General features: G+C 32.5%; 14 protein-coding genes. 13 read left to right on the top strand and 1 reads right to left on the bottom strand.

Annotated features, from left to right (window positions below):
- Positions 1–31: 31 nt before the first annotated feature.
- From hemA to hemE, 3 genes are read left to right on the top strand one after another with little or no spacing between them, the layout of a single operon-like run.
- Positions 32–1291 carry a glutamyl-tRNA reductase gene (gene hemA / locus RM697_RS04070; RefSeq protein WP_311427026.1) on the top strand — a complete coding sequence of 420 codons (1260 nt, stop codon included), beginning with the start codon at positions 32–34 and terminating at the stop codon, positions 1289–1291.
- On the top strand, positions 1284–2867 hold the full coding sequence (gene hemC, locus RM697_RS04065; RefSeq protein ID WP_311426583.1) for a hydroxymethylbilane synthase: 1584 nt from the start codon (positions 1284–1286) through the stop codon (positions 2865–2867). Before hemA ends, hemC begins: the two co-directional genes overlap by 8 nt.
- A complete protein-coding gene (gene hemE / locus RM697_RS04060; protein ID WP_311426582.1) occupies positions 2864–3889 on the top strand; it encodes a uroporphyrinogen decarboxylase in 1026 nt (341 codons plus the stop codon). The genes hemC and hemE overlap by 4 nt, the downstream gene beginning before the upstream one ends.
- Here hemE and RM697_RS04055 read toward each other — a convergent pair.
- A complete protein-coding gene (locus RM697_RS04055; RefSeq protein WP_311426581.1) occupies positions 3886–4701 on the bottom strand; it encodes a THC0290_0291 family protein in 816 nt (271 codons plus the stop codon). The genes hemE and RM697_RS04055 overlap by 4 nt on opposite strands.
- A 214-nt stretch (positions 4702–4915) precedes the next feature.
- On the opposite strand from RM697_RS04055, the gene gdhA reads away from it, so the two are divergent.
- The 10 genes from gdhA (at position 4916) to RM697_RS04005 (ending at position 21115) form a co-directional block, all read left to right on the top strand.
- A complete protein-coding gene (gene gdhA, locus RM697_RS04050) occupies positions 4916–6259 on the top strand; it encodes an NADP-specific glutamate dehydrogenase (protein WP_311426580.1) in 1344 nt (447 codons plus the stop codon).
- A gap of 109 nt (positions 6260–6368) precedes the next feature.
- Positions 6369–8768 (top strand): type IX secretion system anionic LPS delivery protein PorZ, encoded by a 2400-nt coding sequence (porZ, locus tag RM697_RS04045; RefSeq protein ID WP_311426579.1) that lies wholly within the window; start codon positions 6369–6371, stop codon positions 8766–8768.
- A 4-nt stretch (positions 8769–8772) separates the two neighbouring features.
- Positions 8773–9492 (top strand): DNA repair protein RecO, encoded by a 720-nt coding sequence (recO, locus tag RM697_RS04040; protein ID WP_311426578.1) that lies wholly within the window; start codon positions 8773–8775, stop codon positions 9490–9492.
- Positions 9493–11916, top strand: a complete 2424-nt coding sequence (locus RM697_RS04035; RefSeq protein ID WP_311426577.1) for a TonB-dependent receptor — start codon at positions 9493–9495, stop codon at positions 11914–11916.
- Between the two features lie 117 nt (positions 11917–12033).
- Positions 12034–12828 (top strand): DUF3108 domain-containing protein, encoded by a 795-nt coding sequence (locus RM697_RS04030; RefSeq protein WP_311426576.1) that lies wholly within the window; start codon positions 12034–12036, stop codon positions 12826–12828.
- A 6-nt stretch (positions 12829–12834) separates the two neighbouring features.
- The gene (locus tag RM697_RS04025) at positions 12835–13767 is read left to right on the top strand and encodes a tryptophan 2,3-dioxygenase family protein (RefSeq protein WP_311426575.1); all 933 of its coding nucleotides are present in this window, start codon (positions 12835–12837) and stop codon (positions 13765–13767) included.
- A gap of 63 nt (positions 13768–13830) precedes the next feature.
- A complete protein-coding gene (locus RM697_RS04020; protein WP_311426574.1) occupies positions 13831–15078 on the top strand; it encodes a M23 family metallopeptidase in 1248 nt (415 codons plus the stop codon).
- Positions 15079–15080: 2 nt separating this feature from the next.
- Positions 15081–16727, top strand: a complete 1647-nt coding sequence (pgi, locus tag RM697_RS04015; RefSeq protein WP_311426573.1) for a glucose-6-phosphate isomerase — start codon at positions 15081–15083, stop codon at positions 16725–16727.
- 159 nt (positions 16728–16886) lie between these two features.
- The gene (locus tag RM697_RS04010) at positions 16887–19442 is read left to right on the top strand and encodes a TonB-dependent receptor (protein WP_311426572.1); all 2556 of its coding nucleotides are present in this window, start codon (positions 16887–16889) and stop codon (positions 19440–19442) included.
- 11 nt (positions 19443–19453) lie between these two features.
- A complete protein-coding gene (locus RM697_RS04005; RefSeq protein WP_311426571.1) occupies positions 19454–21115 on the top strand; it encodes a choice-of-anchor J domain-containing protein in 1662 nt (553 codons plus the stop codon).
- Positions 21116–21130: the final 15 nt, after the last annotated feature.

Here is a 21130-nt window from a genome sequence, read left to right as displayed (position 1 = left end):
GTACAATACTAATATTTTTGCCACTGGTATGATGCAAAACTTTAATACTTCTAAAGAGAATTCTTTTTACGCCATTGGTCTTAGTTACAAAAAGGCTGATGCTGAGGTTAGAGGTTGTTTTAGTTTAGATGAAAGCGCTAAAATTAACTTACTTGAACAAGCAAAAAAATCTGGAGTAGAGTCCTTGTTTGTGATTTCTACATGTAATAGAACAGAGATCTACGGTTTTGCGCAACATCCATTTCAGCTTATAAAGTTATTATGTGATAATACCAAAGGAACAGTAGAACAGTTTCAAAAGGTTGCTTATGTTTTCAAAAACAAGGAAGCTATTTCTCATATGTTTAGAGTTGGTTCCGGTTTAGATAGTCAAATTCTTGGTGATTTTGAAATTATCAGTCAGCTTAAATTTGGCGCAAAACTTTCCAAAAGTAAAGGTCTGTTTAATCCTTTTATGGAACGCTTAACAAATTCTGTAATTCAAGCGAGTAAACGCATTAAAACAGAAACAGAAATTTCTTCAGGAGCTACATCTGTATCATTTGCATCAGTTCAATATATAATGAATACTATTAAAAATGTTTCAGATAAAAATATTTTACTTTTTGGAACAGGAAAGATAGGTAGAAACACTTGTGAAAATTTAGTAAAACATACTAAAAACAAGCATATAACCTTAATAAATAGAACGAAAGACAAAGCAGAGCAAATTGCTGGAAAGTTCAATTTATGTGTTAAAGACTTTTCTGATTTAAATGAAGAAGTTAATGCCTCTGATATTATAATAGTGGCTACTGGAGCATCAAAGCCGACTTTGGATAAATCTCATATAAATACTAACAAAGAGGTTTTGATTTTAGACTTATCTATACCTAAAAATGTTCATAGTAATGTCACTGAAATAGACAATATAGCTCTAGTTCATCTAGATTATTTGTCGCAAATTACAGATGAGACTTTAGAAAAACGGAAGATGTATATACCCCAAGCGGAATCTATAATTGATGAGATTAAATTAGAATTTAATCAATGGTTAGAAACTAGAAAGTTTGCACCAACAATAAAAGCACTTAAGCATAAGCTTAAAGATTTTGCAACACTGGAACTAGATGCTCAGCGTAAAAAATATTCAAACTTCAACGAAACACAAGCTGAGGTTATAAGCAATAATATTATTCAAAAAATAACAAATCACTTTGCACACCATCTAAAAGAGGATAATAATTCAACTAACGAAAGCCTTGAACTCATAAAAAAAGTATTTCAATTAGAAACCACTACAGATGTCTAAAGTAATACGAATTGGTACTCGCGATAGTAAATTGGCGCAATGGCAAGCCAACGCAGTACAGAATATGCTAGTTAAACTAGGACACGAGTCTGTCTTAGTACCTATAAAGTCTTCTGGAGATATCATCCAGGATAAACCACTTTACCAATTAGGAATTACAGGTATTTTCACTAAGGCGTTAGATATAGCTTTACTTAACGAAGAAATTGATATCGCAGTCCATTCTTTTAAAGATGTACCAACGATATTACCTAATGGTATAATACAAGCAGCAGTTTTAAAACGTGGCAATGTTAATGATTTGTTGGTTTTTAAAAAGAACGAGGAATTTTTATCGCAACGCGAAGCTGTAATTGCTACAGGAAGCTTAAGACGAAGAGCACAATGGCTTAATAGATATCCTACTCACACCACAGAAGACCTAAGGGGAAATGTAAATACAAGGCTTCAAAAGCTTGACGATAATGAACACTGGAATGCTGCAATTTTTGCTGCTGCAGGCATAGGAAGATTAGGTCTTATGCCAGAAAATTCTGTGAAGTTAGATTGGATGATTCCTGCACCAGCGCAAGGTGCTATTATGATTGCTACTCTAGACGACAATGAAGCTATTAAAGAAGTTTGCGCTGAGCTTAATCATGAAGAAACTGAAATCTGCACATCAATAGAACGTAAGTTTCTTAACCTTTTGGAAGGAGGTTGTACAGCACCAATCGGAGCATTAGCTTTTATAAAAGATGAAGAAGTTAACTTTAAAGGTATATTGTTAAGTAAAGATGGCACAAAAAAGATTGAAGTAGAAAAAGTTGAAAAGCTTGGGAATCATCATGACATTGCTGAATTCTGCTCTAACTTTATCATAGAGCGAGGTGGGAAAGTATTGATTGATACAGTGAAGTCAGCAAAGAAAGATAAGAATGTTTATTCTACAAAATTGTTAACAGAATCTCAACGGCAATTATTTAATGAAACTGTTGGAGTAGAAAGTTCTAATTTCATTAAAATCAGTTCTAACAGAATAAAACCAAGTATTTTAAAGGCAGAGCACAATAATGTTATTATTACAAGCAAAAACGGGGTCGAGGCTATTGTAGAGAATATGCCTAAAGAGGATCTTCGGTTTCATAATATTTATTGTGTTGGTAGACGAACAAAGAAATTAATAGAACAAAAAATAGGTCCAGTTAAACACTCAGAACGCAATGCTAAACGATTAGCAGAATATTTATCGAAGTCTATTAAAGGAGAAGTAGTAACGTATTTCTGTAGTAACCTAAGATTGGATGATTTACCTAAAATACTTAATAAAGGTAATGTTATTGTTAATGAAGTTGAAGCCTATAAAACACGTTTTGATGCTCTAAAACTTAAAGATAAAATAGATGGAGCCTTATTCTATAGTCCATCTACTGTAGAAAGTTTTGTGTCTATAAATAGAGCATATGGAGTAGCTTTTTGTATAGGTGAGAGTACTGCAAAAGTAGCTAGACAGTATTTTAAAAATATTGAGATTGCAAAAGTACCAACAGTAGAAAGTGTTATTGATTTGGTGAATGATTATTACATGAACTCATGATTAAAAACGATTTATTTTTAAGAGCTTTAAAAGGAGAAACTGTTGATCGTCCACCTGTTTGGATGATGCGTCAAGCAGGACGATACTTGCCAGAGTTCATGAAAATCAAGGAAAAGTATGATTTTTTCACAAGATGTAGAACACCAGAATTAGCAAGTGAAATAACAGTGCAGCCTATAAGACGATATGGTATGGATGCAGCGATTTTGTTCTCAGATATATTGGTAATTCCTCAAGCTATGAATATTGAGGTAGAAATGAAACTAAATTTCGGACCATATTTACCAAATCCAGTTAGAACTCAGCAAGATGTGGATAGTGTTGTTATTCCAGATGTAACTACAGAATTGGATTATGTTTATAATGCTATTAAAGCTACCAAAGAGTTACTAAATGATGATATTCCTTTAATAGGTTTTGCTGGTTCTCCATGGACCATTTTATGTTATTGTGTGCAAGGTCAGGGCTCAAAAAACTTTGATAAAGCAAAAGCTTTTTGTTTTACAAATCCGGTTGCTGCTCATCAGTTATTACAAAAAATTACAGATACTACGATAGCTTATTTAAAGGAAAAAATTAGAGCTGGTGTTAATGCTGTACAGATTTTTGATTCTTGGGGAGGAATGCTATCTCCAACAGATTATAAAGAATTTTCTTGGCAATATATTAACCAAATTATTGAAGCTTTAAAAGATCATGCTCCAGTCATTGCTTTTGGTAAAGGCTGTTGGTTTGCTTTAGATGAGATGTCTAAGTCTGGAGCTTCAGCTTTAGGAATAGATTGGACTTGTTCTGCTAAAAATGCACGTTATTTAACAGGAGGAAACATTACATTGCAAGGTAATTTTGATCCATCACGTTTATTATCACCACCAGAAGACATTAAAAAAATGGTACGCCAAATGATCGATGAATTTGGGAAAGACAAGTATATCGTAAATTTAGGTCATGGTATTTTGCCTAATATTCCATTAGAAAATGCAAAAGCATTTGTGGATGCAGTAAAGACGTATAAGGCTTAATCTAAGTAATAGATATATCCAAAGTTTAGCCAAACGAGCCAATCATTAGCTTTATTAGAGTCTAGGTTATGATCTAAGCCATCTATCCAATTATTAAAGTAGTATTGCCATCTAAGATCTAACATTAAATCTGAAAGTATAGTAAGTTTATATCTTACACCTAAACTTCCAACAACAGACCAAGTAGAACCACCTTCGTCTGATAAAAAAGGATCAGAAATAACGTTTGGGTTTGCTGCATTAACCCATCCAGAATAGTAATTACTGAAATTTTCGGCGTTTCCGTCACCATATGTAGTACCAAACGAGGGATTATAATTTACATAATGTGCACCTAAGCTAACAAAAGGCGCAAAGGAATACCCTCCAGCTTGAAATAATCGTATACTTCTTGGGAAGTATTCTACTTGCATACCAATATCCCAATTTTGAGCTTCACCAAATTGTCCACGTAAACGATCTGCATCTTCACTTGTTCTTGAAGGATCAACCCATTTACCAAAATGATTTAGAGCTGTTTTATTCCAAGAAATTTCGCTTCTTAATTTAAAGTGATCATTCCAATACGTGTCAGTAGAATAACAGTTACAATCAGCCCTGTAAGCAAAATTAATATAGTGAATGATTCCAATACCTATTCCTGTATTTCCAGCATTAGTTTCAAAATCACTCCTGACACCATAATCTGATTGAAAGGCAACAGGTCCTACTATGACACCGACTTCGTGAGAGAAGCCTAATTGAGAGTGACTTGTGTAGGTAATCAAAAATGCACCTAACAAGATTAGCACTCTTTTAAAACTTTGTGTCATAGAGATTTGTGTTTGATATGGCTAACTTAGCAAATATAAAAATTATCGATTAACTACCAAAAATATACGTTGAAATACATTTTTTAAGAATATTTTCAGAAATTTTTAATGAATATACAATTAAACAAGAAAAAAATATGAATACTAAAAAAAAGATATCGTTTTTTTAAAGATAACGTATCTTTGTAATCAAAATTATTAATAATTAAAATACATGAAAGATAAGATTAACGCTTTTATGGAGCTTGTAAAACAAAGAAATGGTCATGAGCCTGAGTTCTTACAAGCCGTTCAAGAGGTTGCAGAAACTGTAATACCTTACATAGCTAAACATAAAATATATAATGGGAAAAATATCCTATTAAGGATGGTAGAACCAGAGAGGTTGCTTTCATTCAGAGTGTCTTGGGTGGATGACAAAGGAGAAATTCAAGTGAATAGAGGATACCGAGTTCAAATGAATTCTGCGATTGGACCATATAAAGGTGGTTTACGCTTTCATCCTTCTGTTAATGCAAGTATTCTCAAATTTTTAGCTTTTGAACAAGTGTTTAAGAACTCACTTACGACACTACCAATGGGTGGAGGAAAAGGTGGTTCTGATTTTGATCCTAAAGGAAAATCTGATAATGAAATCATGCGTTTTTGCCATGCCTTTATGACCGAATTATATAGACATATTGGTCACAATACTGATGTTCCTGCTGGAGATATTGGAGTTGGAGCAAGAGAGATAGGTTTTATGTTCGGAATGTATAAAAAACTCAATAACACCTTTACTGGAGTATTAACAGGCAAAGGACAATCTTGGGGAGGATCACTTATAAGACCAGAAGCAACAGGATATGGTAATGTGTATTTTGCCCAGAATATGTTAGAAACAAAAAATGATTCTTTTAATGGAAAGGTTGTTGTGATTTCTGGGTCTGGTAATGTAGCACAATATGCTGCCGAGAAATCAATAGAATTAGGAGCAAAGGTAGTTACTCTTTCTGATTCTGGAGGTTACATTTTAGATAATGATGGTATAGATTCAGCTAAATTAGCTTTTGTTATGGACTTAAAAAATAACAAACGAGGTAGAATTAGTGAATATGTTGACCATTATCCAAATGCTAAATATTTTAAAGGTGAGACACCATGGACTGTAAAATGTGATATTGCATTACCATGTGCTACACAGAATGAATTAAATGGAGAGGATGCTAAAGTACTGATTGATAATGGTTGTGTTTGTGTATCTGAAGGTGCTAACATGCCTTCAACACCTGAAGCTATGCACGAATTTCAAAAAGCTAAAATTTTGTTTGCACCAGGAAAAGCATCAAATGCTGGAGGTGTAGCTACTTCTGGTTTAGAAATGAGTCAAAACTCACTTCGTATGAATTGGACTAGAGAAGAGGTAGACTCTAAACTTAATAGTATAATGAATGACATCCATGGGGCTTGCGTAGCTTATGGAAAAGATGAAGATGGTTATGTGGATTATGTCAGAGGTGCTAATATTGCTGGTTTTGTAAAAGTAGCTGATGCTATGTTAGCTCAAGGTGTAGTTTAAAACACTTTAAATTAATAAAAAGGCTTTCATTTTTTAATGAAAGCCTTTTTTATATGATAAGCTTTTTTTTTTCGTTAATACCTTATATTTGAATGCTTTTAAAATAACTATGAAAAAATACTTCGTAATACTAACTCTAATCTTCTTTACTGGAGTCAATTTATTTGCGCAGAACTTTTCTAATTTATGGGATGGCCATTTCTCCTACTTTAATATTACAGATGTAACTCGTAGTGAAACAAAATTATATGCAGCCTCAGAAAATGCAATTTTTAGTTACGATATTCAAACAAATGAAATAGAAAAAATAACTACAGTGCAAGGGCTTTCAGGAGAAACTATTTCTACCATTGAGTATAGTGAAGTTTTTGATATCATATTAATCGGTTACGAAAACGGGCTTATTGAACTTTTTTTTGAAGAAGATGATACAATTTTGAGTGTAGTTGATATTCTTGAAAAAGAAACTATATCACCAGAAAATAAAAGGATTAATGATTTTAACGTAAATGATGGTTTAGTTTATATAGCTACAAATTTTGGAATTTCAATTTATGATTTAGACAGATTAGAATTTGGTGATACCTATTTTCTAGGTAATGGAGGTTTACAAATAAAAGTCTATAATACTGCAATTTTTGAAGATGCTATTTATGCTGCTTGTGGAAATGATAATGGTTTAAAGAAAGGCTTACTTTCAAATCAAAATTTAATTGATTTTTCACAATGGCAAACTATTAATCCAGGTAATTTTGTTTCAGTTGAGAGAAATTTAAGTAAGCTTTTTACAGTTAGTATTGGTGCGAGTTTGTTTGAAATAATTAATGATAATATTGTTTTTATTGTGTCTTTGGGTAATTTGCCAAATGACACAGATGTATCAGATAACACACTTGTTATTGCTTTATCAAATCAGGTTCAACTTTTTAATGAAGATGGTAATTTGATCACTAGTATTCAAACTCCAAGTGAATTAGGTATTAGTTTTAATTCTGGATTAATAATAAATGAATTTTTATACACAGGAACAAATGATTTAGGAGTACTTAGATCTAATTATTTGAATCCTGATGATTTTCAGGAAATTAGGCCAAGTGGACCATTAAGAAATAGTGCGTTTAAAATTCATGCAATAAATGATAAAGTTTGGGTAAATTATGGCGATTACTCAGTTGACTTAAATCCTTATCCATTACGGCAATTTGGTATGAGTATTTTAGTAGAGGAAGAATGGATTAATATACCTTATGATAGTTTGCTAGGAGGAAGAGATTTTGTGGATGTTGCAGTTAATCCCTTTAATCCTAGTCAAGCTTTTGTCAATTCATTCTTTAATGGAATATTAGAATTTGAAAATGAAACGCCTTTTTTTCTACACGATGAAAATAATAGTGGTTTAGAACCATTAATATCGGCGAGTTCTGATTACACAGATCTAAGAATCAGCAGTATAAAATTTGACAGAAATGGGTTGTTATGGTCTAATACAAGTAGGGTTAGAAGACCTATGAAATCTTATGACCCAGCTACTAATCAATGGCAAGCTTATGATATAGATGATGTGATTCCTGATATTAATAATATAGGATTTGGGAACGATGATAATGAGCTTGGATTTATTGACCTAGATATAGATAGTAACGGAACTAAATGGTTTGGATCTTTTTTTAACGGTTTAATAGGTTTTAATGAAAATATTGGTGGAGGTTTATCTAATAGTGTGAGCAGAACTGATCAAAATATGCCTACAACCAAGGTTAGAGCAGTTGCAGTAGATCAAAGAAATCAAGTTTGGATTGGAACTGATTTTGGTTTAAGAGTTTTATTCAATTCTGCAGGATTTCTAGAAAATCCAGTTCCAGAGGTTAATTCAATAATTATTTTAGAAGATGGTATTCCTAAAGAGTTATTAGAAAGTCAATTTATAACAGATATCAAAGTTGATGGTTCTAATAATAAATGGGTTGGGACATTAGATTCTGGAGTTTTTTATTTCTCTCCTGATGGACAAGAAACCATTTATCATTTCACTAAAGATAATTCTCCAATTCCTTCAAACTCTATTAATGACATTTCAATTGATGATATAAACGGAAGAGTTTACATTTCTACAAGTAGAGGTCTTGTTTCTTTTACTTCTGGAGGATCTAAGCCTGAAGAAACTCTAGACGAGGCCTTTGTGTATCCCAACCCTGTTCGTCCTGAGTATAATGTATTAGGATCTGATAATTTGAATGATATTAATAAAGGAATAAAAATAAAAGGGCTTACAGAGAATGTTAATGTAAAAATTACTGATGTAGAAGGTAATCTAGTAGCCGAAGCTCAATCTAGAGTTAATCAACGAAGTTCTAAAGCCAACTACAATTTTGCTATAGATGGTGGTACAGGTATCTGGAATGGCAAAAACTTTCGAGGCAATGTGGTTGCAACAGGTGTGTATTTGGTGTTGATTTCAGATTTAGATTCCTTCGAGACAAAAACATTAAAACTCCTTATCGTTAGATAGTACCATGTTACAATCTTTAGATGTCATTGTTTTATCCAAACTAAAGTATGGTGACAACGATTTAATCTTCAAATGCTATAGTAAACAGAAAGGCCTAGTTTCATTTTTCGCAAAAAATATTTTAAAACGTAAAAAAGGAAATGTGAGAGTATCCTTATTTCAACCCTTAGGATTATTAACAATAGAGTCTAGTCTGAGACCAAATCAAAACCTACACAATGTAAGAGAAGTAAAAATTAATAAGGTGTATCACTCTTTAAACACCAATATTTATAAAGGAGCTATTGCTATGTTTTTATCAGAGGTTTTAACGTCAACCTTAAAAGAAGAAGAACCCAACGCACAGTTATTTGAATATTTAGAAACCTCTTTTCAGTGGTTGGATCATGATAATGATTTTTCAAATTTTCACCTTTTATTTCTTCTTAATTTCACAAAATATTTAGGGTTTTATCCAAAATTTTCACAGCATAAATTACCTTATTTTAATCTTAGTAGTGGTACTTTTTCAGATGTTAAATATGATAATTATACAATAAATGGCAAAGATTTAACAGTGTTATATGCTTTAAAAGGCACAAATTTTGATACAGTAAAGACTATTAAACTAAATTCAAATCAAAGACATTCTTTTTTAAGTATGTTATTGTTGTATTTTGAATTACATTTGGGCGATTTTAAGCAGCCAAAATCATTAGAGGTATTAAATAAGGTGTTTAGTTAGATGGGTTTGAGAGTATGTAGTTTCCTTTTTGTCTTCTTTGTATTCATTTCTTTTTCTGTGAATGCGCAAGTCATTACAGTTCTAGAAAAAGGAACTAATGAACCTATAGCAGGAGTTGTCTTATACAATATCAATAAAAATAAGAGCACAAGCACTGATATAATTGGAAATGCATCCATTGATGCTTTTGATATTAATGAAATTATCTATTTTCAAAATATACTTTACAAAAAAGTAAATATCACCAAAAGTCAGATTATTACTAATGATAATACGGTTTATTTAGAGTTAAAAGTAGAAGGCTTAGATCAAGTAGTTGTATCAGCATCAAAATTTGAACAAGACAACAAAGATATTCCACAACGTATTATAAGTTTAAACGCAGAAGATATTAGGTTAGCTAATCCTCAAACCAGTGCAGATGCACTACTAGGAACGGGAAATGTGTATATACAAAAAAGTCAATTAGGTGGAGGAAGCCCAATAATTAGAGGGTTCTCAACTAATAGATTGCTCATTAGTGTTGATGGTGTTCGGATGAATAACGCTATTTTTAGAGGTGGCAATTTACAGAATGTGATTTCTATAGATCCATTTAGTATTAATAATACTGAAATTACCTTAGGCTCTGGCTCAGTGGTTTATGGTAGTGATGCTATTGGTGGCGTTATGAGTTTTTACACAAAGCGACCACAATTATCGTATAAAGATTCGTTGTATTTTAATACTAATTCCACAATAAGATACGCTTCAGCTAATTTTGAAAAGACAGCACATGTAGACTTTAATTTAGGCTATAAAAAATGGGCTTTTCTATCGAGTGTTAGTTTTACAGATTTTAATGACCTAAGAATGGGTAATCATGGCCCAGAAGAATATCTAAGACCTGAGTATATAGCTACGTTAAATGGTATTGATACAGTTGTAGAAAATTCAGAACCTAACATTCAGAAACCTACTGGGTACAGTCAGTTTAATATAATGCAAAAAATACGATATGAACCTATAGATAATTTAAACTTCGATTTTGGATTTTTTTTCACTAAAACTTCAGATTTTCCTAGATACGATAGGCTTATATTAGATAACGGAAACACCTTGCGCTCAGCCGAATGGAATTATGGTCCTCAACAATGGCTTATGTCTAACCTTCAAGTTACTAAAGTAAGTAGCAGATCTAACTTCTATGATAAAATAAAAGCTACAATGGCATATCAGAATTTTAAAGAAAGTAGAAGCGATAGAGATTTTCAATCTACTCTTAGAAATAGAACACAAGAGAGTTTAGATGCATACTCCTTTAACATTGATTTAGAAAAACAACTCTCTAAAAAATCTATTCTATTTTATGGGATAGAGTATATTTTCAATAGAGTTTCCTCACAAGGATTAATTGAAGATATTACGTCAAACAACACAGAATTAACAGTGTCACGTTATCCAGATGGTTCCACTTGGCAGTCTTTAGCAGCCTATGCTAACTATAAATATAAGCCAAATTTAAAGTTTGTATTTCAAACAGGCTTACGTTATAATCAAGTTACAACTAACTCAGATTTCACCTTTGATAACCAGTTTTTAAATCTTCCATTTAATGAAGCTAAACTCAATACAGGTGCTTTAACAGGAAGTGCAGGTTTTACTTGGCTTCCAAGTAAAATAATGCAATGGAAATTTAATTTATCAACGGCATTTAGAGCACCAAATATTGATGATATTGGGAAGGTTTTTGATTCAGAACCTGGTTCTGTGGTAGTGCCTAACGACGACTTAAGACCCGAATATTCTGTTGGAGGAGATTTAGGACTGCAATTAAATTTAAATACAGTAAAACTTGATTTTAATACATATTACACCTTTTTAGATAATGCATTAATTAGAAGAGATTTTAACCTTAATGGTGAAACTCAGATAATCTATAATGGAGAGTTAAGTAATGTACAAGCCATTCAAAATGCATCCAAGACATGGATTTATGGTTTTGAAGCTGCCATAGAGGTGAAATTATCAGACCTAACAAAATTAAGATCTCAGTACAATATTATTGGAGGTACAGAAGAGGATGAAAATGGTGTTGAGGTTCCTGTAAGACATGTAGCTCCAGCATTTGGCTCAACACATATTATTTGGAACAAGAACAGGCTAAATATTGATGCTTTTGCACAATATAATGGAGAGCTATCATTTAATCAACTAGCACCTTCTGAACAAAACAAAGCCTATTTATATGCTGAAGATGCCAACGGAAATCCTTATTCACCATCTTGGTATACGCTTAATATAAGGTCTTCGTATCAGCTTAATGATCAATTTTCAGTAACTGCAGCACTAGAAAACATAACAGATCAAAGGTACAGAACGTACTCTTCAGGTATTTCTGCTCCAGGTAGAAATCTAATATTATCATTGCATTATAATTTATAAATATAATTTCCTGTAAATTTTAGGTTTTTTTTAGAAGGTTTCTAAGTCTTCTTTATATTTTTGGAATAGTAATTGTAAATCTAGCTATACAACCTCAATTTACGATTATTAGAGCTTATGAAAAAGATAGTAATTATTATGTCCTTTGTGCTAAGTATTTTTACTTTAAATGCTCAGCAAGAACCTGCCTTTCAAGATGGAGAGTGGTTTGAATTTAGAATGAGCTATAGTGGTTTTTTAAAAGCTGGTGAAGCAACACTACACGTAAAAAATGACATGATTAATGGTAAACCTGTTTATCATGTTATAGGAAAAGGTAAGACAACAGGAGCAATAAAGTGGTTTTTTAAAGTTAAAGACCGTTACGAAACCTATTTTGATAAAACGAGCGGTTTACCATATAAGTTTATTAGAAAAATCAATGAAGGTGGTCATACAAAAGATATTGAAATAAAATTTGACCACAATCAAAATAAGGCTTACGTTAATAATAAAAAGCACAAGAAGCAAAAAGTCATTGATACTGAAAATAATGTTCAAGACATGGTTTCCATGTATTATTATTTAAGAAATAGCATAGATATTTCAAAACTAAGAATAGGTGATGAAATTACAACTAACATGTTTTTTGATGAAGAAAACTATGGCTTCAAATTAAAATACCTTGGGAAAGAGACCGTTAAAGTAACGCTTAACGGAACAAATGTAAAAGTTAAAGCACTTAAGTTTAGACCTTATGTTATGGCTGGTAGAGTTTTTAAAGAAGAAGAGAGTTTAACTCTATGGGTAAGTGAAGACAAGAATAAAATACCTTTAAAAATAAAAGCAGATTTAGCTGTAGGATCATTACGCGCAGATTTAGTGTCTTACAAAGGTCTTAAACATTATTTGCCGCTAATTTTTGATGATTAAAATATTATGCCAAACCAGCCAAATTACGACGACATTATTAAATCTCTTCAAGAGAAATACACTAAAATAGACCAAGATACTGACGACCATTTATACGGCTTACTTTACAGTAAGCCTATTACCTATTGGGATTATATTCAAACAGATGCACTTCTAAACCTTCAAATTCAACGCACAACATTGCCAGATGAAATGGTGTTTATCACCTATCATCAAATTAACGAGTTAATTTTTAAGATGATTTTGTGGGAAATAGATCAGATTGCAAATGCTAAGCAATTAAATGCCGAATTTTTCGAAAGTAAAATAATGCGCATTAGTCGTTATTTTGATATGCTCACAACCTCGTTCAATATTATGAGAGAAGGTATGGAAGTAGAGCAATACATGAAATTTAGATATACGCTCACTCCAGCAAGTGGTTTTCAAAGTGCACAATATAGATTTATAGAGTTTGCCTCAACAGAATTAATAAACCTCATTGACTATAGGTTTAGATCAACAATTAATAGAGAAACACCTTTTATAAATGCTTTTGAACATCTTTATTGGCAAGCTGCAGGTAAAGATCATTCAACAGGAAAGAAATCTACACTTTTAATTAATTTTGAAGCACGCTATAAAGATGATTTTTTAAGATTCATGAAAAATTACAATACCAAGAATCTTTGGTCTCGTTTTAAGGAACTTCCAAAAAAAGATAGAGAAGATAAAGACCTTATTACAGCCATGAGGCATTACGATTATACTGTAAATGTTACTTGGGTAATGGCACATTATAATGCAGCAAAGCATTATATTGAAAGCGGATTAGGTGATGGAGAAGCCACAGGAGGGAGTGACTGGAAAAAGTATATGCATCCAAAATATCAAAGACGAATATTTTTCCCTGAACTTTGGAGTGAGGACGAACTTAAAAATTGGGGAACAAACCATTAATAGCAACTAACAATAACCAAAAAATTGAAAAAATTAGCTGTACTAATTTGCCTAAGTCTTGTGTTGACGAACTGCAAGAAAGACAAACCAATAGAATTAGATAACATAACAACAGAACTCAAAGAAAAACCAGAAGATAAAGAGTTTGGTTTTAATCTAGATGAATTTGTTGTTAAAAAAGATACAATAAGAAAAGGAGATAGCTTTGGTGAAATACTAGAGCGTAATAATATAGGCTATCCACAAATTTTTCAGATTGCCGAGAAAGCAAAAGATTCGTTTGATATTAGTAGAGAACTACAAATAGGTAAACCTTATACATTATTGTGCTCAAAAGACAGTTTAGAACAAGCCAAATGTTTTATTTATCAGCCTAATTTAGAGGATTATGTTGTTATAAATTTTCAAGATTCTATAGAAGCTTACAGAAGTAAAAAGCCTATAAAATATATTGAACGTACAGCAACAGGAACAATTCCAAAAGGAAGTGGTATTTCTGAACTTATGATCAAAAAAGGGCTAAGTCCAAGATTAGCCTATAAAATGGCTGATGAAATTTATGCTTGGACTATAGATTTTAATCGATTACAACCAGGAGATAAGTTTAAAGTAATCTACACAGATAAGTATATAGACGATACTGTATACACAGGAGTCCATGAAATTAAAGCAGTATATTTTGAACACAATCGAGAACCATTTTATGCCTTTGAATTTGAAACAGATTCTTTAAAAAACTTAAAAGATTATTTTACGGAAGAAGCCAAGAATTTAAGACGAGCATTTTTAAAGGCACCAGTTCAGTTTAGTAGAATTTCTTCACGTTATAATCTTAATAGACGCATTGCTTATTATGGTTATAAACGAAGACCTCATAAAGGAACAGATTTTGCGGCACCAGTTGGCACACCGATTCTAGCAACCGCAAACGGAACTGTTACAGAGTCTACTCGAAGAGGAGGTAATGGTAAATATGTAAAGATTAGGCATAATGCAACTTACAGTACACAGTATTTACATATGAGCAAGCGCCTTGTAAAGAAAGGAGACTATGTTAAACAAGGTGATGTTATTGGTTTAATAGGTATGACAGGGAATACAGGTGGACCACATGTGTGTTATCGTTTTTGGAAGAATGGTAAACAGGTAGATCCATTTAAACAAAAATTACCAGAAGCAGAGCCAATATCAGATAGTTTAAAAACAAAGTATTTAGAATTTATTAAGCCAGTTAAAGAACGACTGGATAATATTCAGTTTCCAGAATTTGAAACAGACGACGACCATCCTACAATAAATCAAGTATTATAAAAATGGCATTAAAAGCAACTAATCCTACCACTACAAAATCGTGGTCAAAACTCTCAGATCATTTTAATACTATAAAAGATAAACATCTTAAAGATCTTTTTAAGCATGATGCGTTAAGAGCAGATGAACTATCAGTTTCGTGGCAGGATTTTTATGTAGATTTTTCTAAAAACAGAATGACTACAGAAACACTAAATCTTCTTTTAGAATTGGCAGATGAAGTTGATTTAAAAGGGAGTATTTCAAAATATTTTAGAGGAGACGTTATCAATGAAACCGAAAACAGAGCAGTACTCCACACAGCATTAAGAGCTACTAAAGATGCAACAGTTACTGTTGACGGTAAAAATATAATACCCGAAGTTTATAAAGTAAAAGAAAGTATTAAGGCTTTTTCTAATGCTATTATATCTGGAGAGAAAAAAACATATTCTGATAATCAATTTACTGATGTTGTAAATATAGGTATTGGCGGATCAGATCTTGGTCCTGCTATGGTTGTAGATGCACTTCAATTTTATAAAAATCATCTCAATACACATTTTGTAAGTAATGTAGATGGTGATCATTTTAATGAAGTAGTTAAGAATCTTAATCCAAAAACTACATTATTTGTTGTTGTTTCAAAGACCTTTACAACACAAGAAACACTATCTAATGCAAATTCAATAAGAGAGTGGTTTTTAAAATCTATGCCAAAAGAAGCAGTAGGTAAGCATTTTGTAGCTGTATCTACAAACATAGCGAAGGTTGAAGAGTTTGGTATTGAAAAATCAAATATTTTTCCGATGTGGAATTGGGTTGGAGGGCGTTTTTCGTTATGGAGTGCAGTTGGTTTAACTATTAGTTTAGCATTAGGTTACAATTATTTTGAAGACATGTTAGAAGGTGCTCACGAGATGGACTTGCATTTCAAAGACACTAATTTCAAAAACAATATTCCAGTCTTGTCTGCACTTTTAAGTGTTTGGTACAACAACTTTTTTAAAGCAGAAAGTCAAGCAGTTATTTCATATTCCCAGTATTTAAACCAATTTGCAACCTATCTTCAACAAGGTATAATGGAAAGTAATGGTAAAAGTGTTGATAGAGAAGGTCATACTTTAGATTATCAATCAGGTACTATAATTTGGGGAGAGCCAGGCACTAATTCTCAGCATGCTTTTTTTCAGTTAATACATCAAGGTACTAAATTAATACCTGCCGATTTTATTGGTTTTTCTAAATCATTACACGGAAATAAAGAGCATCATGATAAATTAATGTCTAATTTTTTTGCTCAGACAGAGGCTTTAATGAATGGTAAAAATAAAGACGTAGTAATTTCAGAATTAGAACAACAAGGTTTATCAAAATCTAAAATGAAAAAATTAATCTCATTCAAAGTTTTCGAAGGTAATAAACCAACTACTACTTTTTTAATAGATCAGTTAACACCTCGTAGTCTTGGAAAGTTAATAGCCATGTATGAGCACAAAATATTTATTGAAGGAGTTATTTGGAATATATTTAGTTACGATCAATTTGGAGTTGAATTAGGGAAGCAACTTGCAAAAACAATTCTTCAAGAAATACAAGGAGATAGCACTTTTATTAATCATGATAAATCCACACAAAATCTTTTAAAACATTACAAAAAATTAAGTTAAAGATTGATAAATCGTTAACCTTACACTGAAAATAATCTATTGTTAACAAGGTTGTTTTTAACTTCTATGATTTTGTTAAGAAATACTTAACATTTGGTTAATGTTAACCAGATGTTATAGTGTATTTTTGCCTCGAATTAAACCAATTTTTATTTTTAAATGAATCGATTAACCAAATTTTTAACGGTTATTGTTACAGTTTTATCCTGTACAGTAGCGTTATCTCAAAGCACAATCAAGGGTAATGTCATAGGCTCTGACTTTAAAGAAGCTTTACCAGGTGCAAACATTATTGAAAAGGGTACTTCAAACGGTACAACAACTGATTTCGACGGAAATTTTTCTTTCGAAACTCAAGCCTCTTCAGGAGAAATTGTCATTTCATTTGTAGGTTATGCTACAAAGACTGTTGCATTCTCAGGAGATCAGGATTTAGGAACAATTATATTAGATGCTAGTGATATAGGATTAGCTGAGGTACAGATTATTGCATCTGTAGCAGTGGACCGAAAAACACCTGTAGCTGTATCAACGGTTAAAGCAGAAGAAATTCAGCTTAAATTAGGGTCTCAAGAATTTCCAGAAATTTTAAAATCTACACCAGGAGTTTATGCAACCAGACAAGGTGGAGGATATGGAGATGGACGTATAAACCTAAGAGGATTTAACTCAGAAAATGTTGCTGTAATGATTAACGGTGTGCCAGTTAACGATATGGAAAACGGTCGTGTTTTCTGGAGTAACTGGGCTGGATTAGGTGATGTAACGAGCTCTATGCAAGTTCAAAGAGGATTAGGTGCTGCTAAAATTGCTGTACCATCAGTTGGTGGAACAATCAATATCCTTACTAAAACTACAGATGCTGAAATGGGTGGAAATATTTACACTGCATTAGGTAACGATGGTTATGAAAAAATTGGCCTCACGTATTCTACAGGTCTTATGGATAATGGTTTTGCAGCAACAGTATCTGCTGCTAGAACTCAAGGAGATGGTTTTGTAAGAGGAACACCTTTTACTGGAGTATCATATTTTATTAATGTTTCTAAAGAAATAAATGACGATCACAAATTATCATTTACTGCTTTTGGCGCTAAACAACAACATGGACAACGACAAAATAGACATACTATAGAGACATATAGAAATAGTCCAGATGGTATAAAATACAACTCAGATTGGGGTTATAAACAAGGTCAATTTACAAGTATTGAAGATAACTTTTATCACAAGCCACAAATATCATTAAATCACTACTGGAATATTAATGATAAAACAACGCTTTCAACAGCAGCCTATGTGTCATTTGGCTCTGGAGGAGGTGGAGGTTCACTGGGTAGTGATCTCGATGGACAAGATGGACGATTTAAATTTACTAGTGAGGATTACACGGTTGGTAACCTTGGACCAGTAGACATGGATCGTATTGTAGATGAAAACATAGCTAATGGTGCTTTAGGTTCTAGCGCAGCTTTAAGAGCTTCTAGAAATGATCACAATTGGTATGGTGTGCTTTCAACATTAAGTACAGATTTATCAGATAATCTTGTGCTATTAGGAGGTTTAGATTGGAGAAGCTATAAAGGACTTCATTTTAGAGAAGTTACAGATCTATTAGGAGGTCAATTTATTATAAATGATGATGATGAAAACAATCCTTTAAACCAAGCAAGAGTAGGTGATAAGGTAGATTATAATAATGATGGTTTAGTAGGATGGTTAGGTGCATTTGGTCAGTTAGAATATTCTAAGAATGATCTTGCGGCATTTATATCTGTAGCTGCATCAAATACATCTTATAAACGTATTGATTATTTTAATTACTTAGATACAGATCCATTACGAGAAACAGATCGTTATAATTTCTTTGGTTACAGTGCTAAAGGTGGAGCTAATTATAACATTGATGAAAATCATAATGTTTTTGCAAATCTTGGATATTTTGAAAAAGCACCAATATTTGATTCTGTTTTCTTAAACTTTAATAATGAAAATATTAATGAAGATGCAGAAAATCAAAAAATCACGAGTTTTGAGTTAGGATACGGTTACAGAGGCGAAAAATTTTCTGCTAACGTAAATGTATACTATACAACATGGAGAGATAGAACAGAAACTGAAACGTTTCAGTTAAGTCAAGATGAAACAGGTATTGCAAACATTCTAGGTGTAAATGCTATTCACCAAGGTATTGAGATTGATTTTGTTTATAGACCATTTGATGATTTAAGAATAACAGGTATGGCATCCTTAGGTGACTGGAGATGGGAGAATGATGTGTTAGATGTAAATCTTGTAAACGAATCTCAGGAAGTTGTTGAAACCGTAGATTTATTTATTGCAGATTTGCCAGTTGCTGATGCAGCTCAAACAACAATGGCATTAGGTCTTAATTACGAATTAACACCTAAAACAAATTTATTAGTTGATTATAACTACTATGCTAGAATTTTCGCAGATTTCGATCCAAGTGATAGAGGTACTCCAGGACCAGATGCATGGCAAATGCCAAATTATGGTTTATTCGATTTAGCTTTGAGACACAAATTTAGTTTTGGTAAATTTGATGCTCAGATATCAGGTAGAATAAACAACTTACTAAATACAGAATATGTGTCTGATGCCCAAGATGGAACAAATTCAGATGCATTAACATCTTTAGTATGGTTTGGAGCAGGAAGAACATTTAATGTAGGAGCAAGAATTAATTTCTAAAAAAAAGAGAAATGAAAAAAATAGTTTATTTATTAACAATTGTAGCCATAGTAATTACGGCATGTAATCCTATGGAAGATATTTATAACGAGATTTCCGAAATAGAAAATCCTGTTATTGGAACCGATGAATTTACAATGACTGCAGATGATTATGCAGAAATTGATAGCTCAACAGATGACGACTATTATGAAACTTTTGAGGCATTTGCTGACTTAGATGATGCTAAAAACGCATTGCCTTCATTTATAGCAGACAGATATCCTTTCTGGGGAAATGGTTCTGCTGTTACTGTTAGTTTTGATGTTTATGACGGAAATCCAGGAGATTTATTAAGTCCTTTTACTAACGCAGATGTTTATCTGCTAGGCTCTAATGATTATCCATCTAGTAATAGTAATGCCTTTTTAGAAGGCGAAGATGTGGAATCAACTTTAGAAGATGTTATTGCTGATCAGTTTCCTATGCCTTCAGATGGCCAAGTTGTAAGGTTAGGTTATAATAGTTTTACAGAAGCACCAACCGTTGGTTTAGCTAGTGTTTACGAAGCAGCATTTCCTGCAAATTTTGGAGACTTCGAATTTATTGAAGTATTCGATGATGGTTTAGAAGGTGATGCAGATAATTTAGGTTGGAGAAATCAATCAGCTTATGCCGAAGGATCAGGATTTGCAGGAGGAGCTAACCAAACAGAAGAATGGCTTATTTCTCCAGAGGTTGATTTAACAGGTAGCACAGGTTTATCCTTCCAAATCACTCAAGAAATCGACTTTTTAGGAGATGAGGATTTGTTTGATGTTTTAGTTTCAACGGATTACACAACTGGAGGAGACCCAATGGCTGCTACTTGGGAAGCTGTAGATTTTGATAAAACTATCTTTGGTAGTATGACCACATCAGAAGATTTAGATTTTGAAGACTATGATGGAGAAACGGTTCATATTGCTTTAAAGTATAGCTCTACAGATTCAGACTCACCTAGATGGAGAGTAGAATCTTTTGCTGTAAGAACTATTGGTTTTGAAGGACCAACAGAATCAAATTCTGCTTACTACACATATTTTGATGGTTCATGGAGCTCAAATGACAATGCTTATTATTTGGCAGATGCCGATTATGATTTAATGGGAGCACCAGGACAGTTTAATAATTTTAGTAATTCTGTTAGGCCAGAAAATTACATTCCTCAGTTTTTAGGAATGCAGTTTCCGTTTGCTCAAGAAGAAGATGAATTATATATGATTTACAGATTCTTTGCTGGTTCTACAGTAACAAGAGGTAATTTATACACATTCACAAATGGCGCATGGACACCAGCTATATCTTCGTTGCAATTTGGAAATGAGAATGGCGTTTGGGTACCAGATAATACAATTAGGTACACCTTAGTTGGAACAGATTATTCGGTTGTTGTTAATGGATTAACTGGTGTAGAAGGGTTTGAAGCCGCTGTGGGCAATTTAGATACGTTCGGTAATTTTAACAGAACAGGTGGAAGTACTAATTGGAGTGATGACATGTTATTAGCAGCTTTTAATTTAGTATTGGATAATATTAATCCATCAGCAGAAGAAGGGCAAAAATATTTTGTAACTATTGCTACTTGGGCTCCAGGAAACTCAACAGAAGATTTTGCTTTAATAAAAGCAGATGGTGTTTGGGTTTATCAATAGTATAGACTTATTAAG

The sequence above is a fragment of the Microcosmobacter mediterraneus genome (genome assembly GCF_031846265.1).
Lineage (GTDB): Bacteria > Bacteroidota > Bacteroidia > Flavobacteriales > Flavobacteriaceae > Microcosmobacter > Microcosmobacter mediterraneus.
This window is presented reverse-complemented; position numbering and strand designations above follow the sequence as displayed.

Excerpts from the sequence above, each read along its gene's own strand:
- hemA (WP_311427026.1), top strand. The coding sequence starts at position 32 with ATGCAAAACTTTAATACTTCTAAAGAGAATTCTTTTTACGCCATTGGT.
- hemC (WP_311426583.1), top strand. The coding sequence starts at position 1,284 with ATGTCTAAAGTAATACGAATTGGTACTCGCGATAGTAAATTGGCGCAA.
- hemE (WP_311426582.1), top strand. The coding sequence starts at position 2,864 with ATGATTAAAAACGATTTATTTTTAAGAGCTTTAAAAGGAGAAACTGTT.
- RM697_RS04055 (WP_311426581.1), bottom strand. The coding sequence starts at position 4,701 with ATGACACAAAGTTTTAAAAGAGTGCTAATCTTGTTAGGTGCATTTTTG.
- gdhA (WP_311426580.1), top strand. The coding sequence starts at position 4,916 with ATGAAAGATAAGATTAACGCTTTTATGGAGCTTGTAAAACAAAGAAAT.
- porZ (WP_311426579.1), top strand. The coding sequence starts at position 6,369 with ATGAAAAAATACTTCGTAATACTAACTCTAATCTTCTTTACTGGAGTC.
- recO (WP_311426578.1), top strand. The coding sequence starts at position 8,773 with ATGTTACAATCTTTAGATGTCATTGTTTTATCCAAACTAAAGTATGGT.
- RM697_RS04035 (WP_311426577.1), top strand. The coding sequence starts at position 9,493 with ATGGGTTTGAGAGTATGTAGTTTCCTTTTTGTCTTCTTTGTATTCATT.
- RM697_RS04030 (WP_311426576.1), top strand. The coding sequence starts at position 12,034 with ATGAAAAAGATAGTAATTATTATGTCCTTTGTGCTAAGTATTTTTACT.
- RM697_RS04025 (WP_311426575.1), top strand. The coding sequence starts at position 12,835 with ATGCCAAACCAGCCAAATTACGACGACATTATTAAATCTCTTCAAGAG.
- pgi (WP_311426573.1), top strand. The coding sequence starts at position 15,081 with ATGGCATTAAAAGCAACTAATCCTACCACTACAAAATCGTGGTCAAAA.
- RM697_RS04010 (WP_311426572.1), top strand. The coding sequence starts at position 16,887 with ATGAATCGATTAACCAAATTTTTAACGGTTATTGTTACAGTTTTATCC.
- RM697_RS04005 (WP_311426571.1), top strand. The coding sequence starts at position 19,454 with ATGAAAAAAATAGTTTATTTATTAACAATTGTAGCCATAGTAATTACG.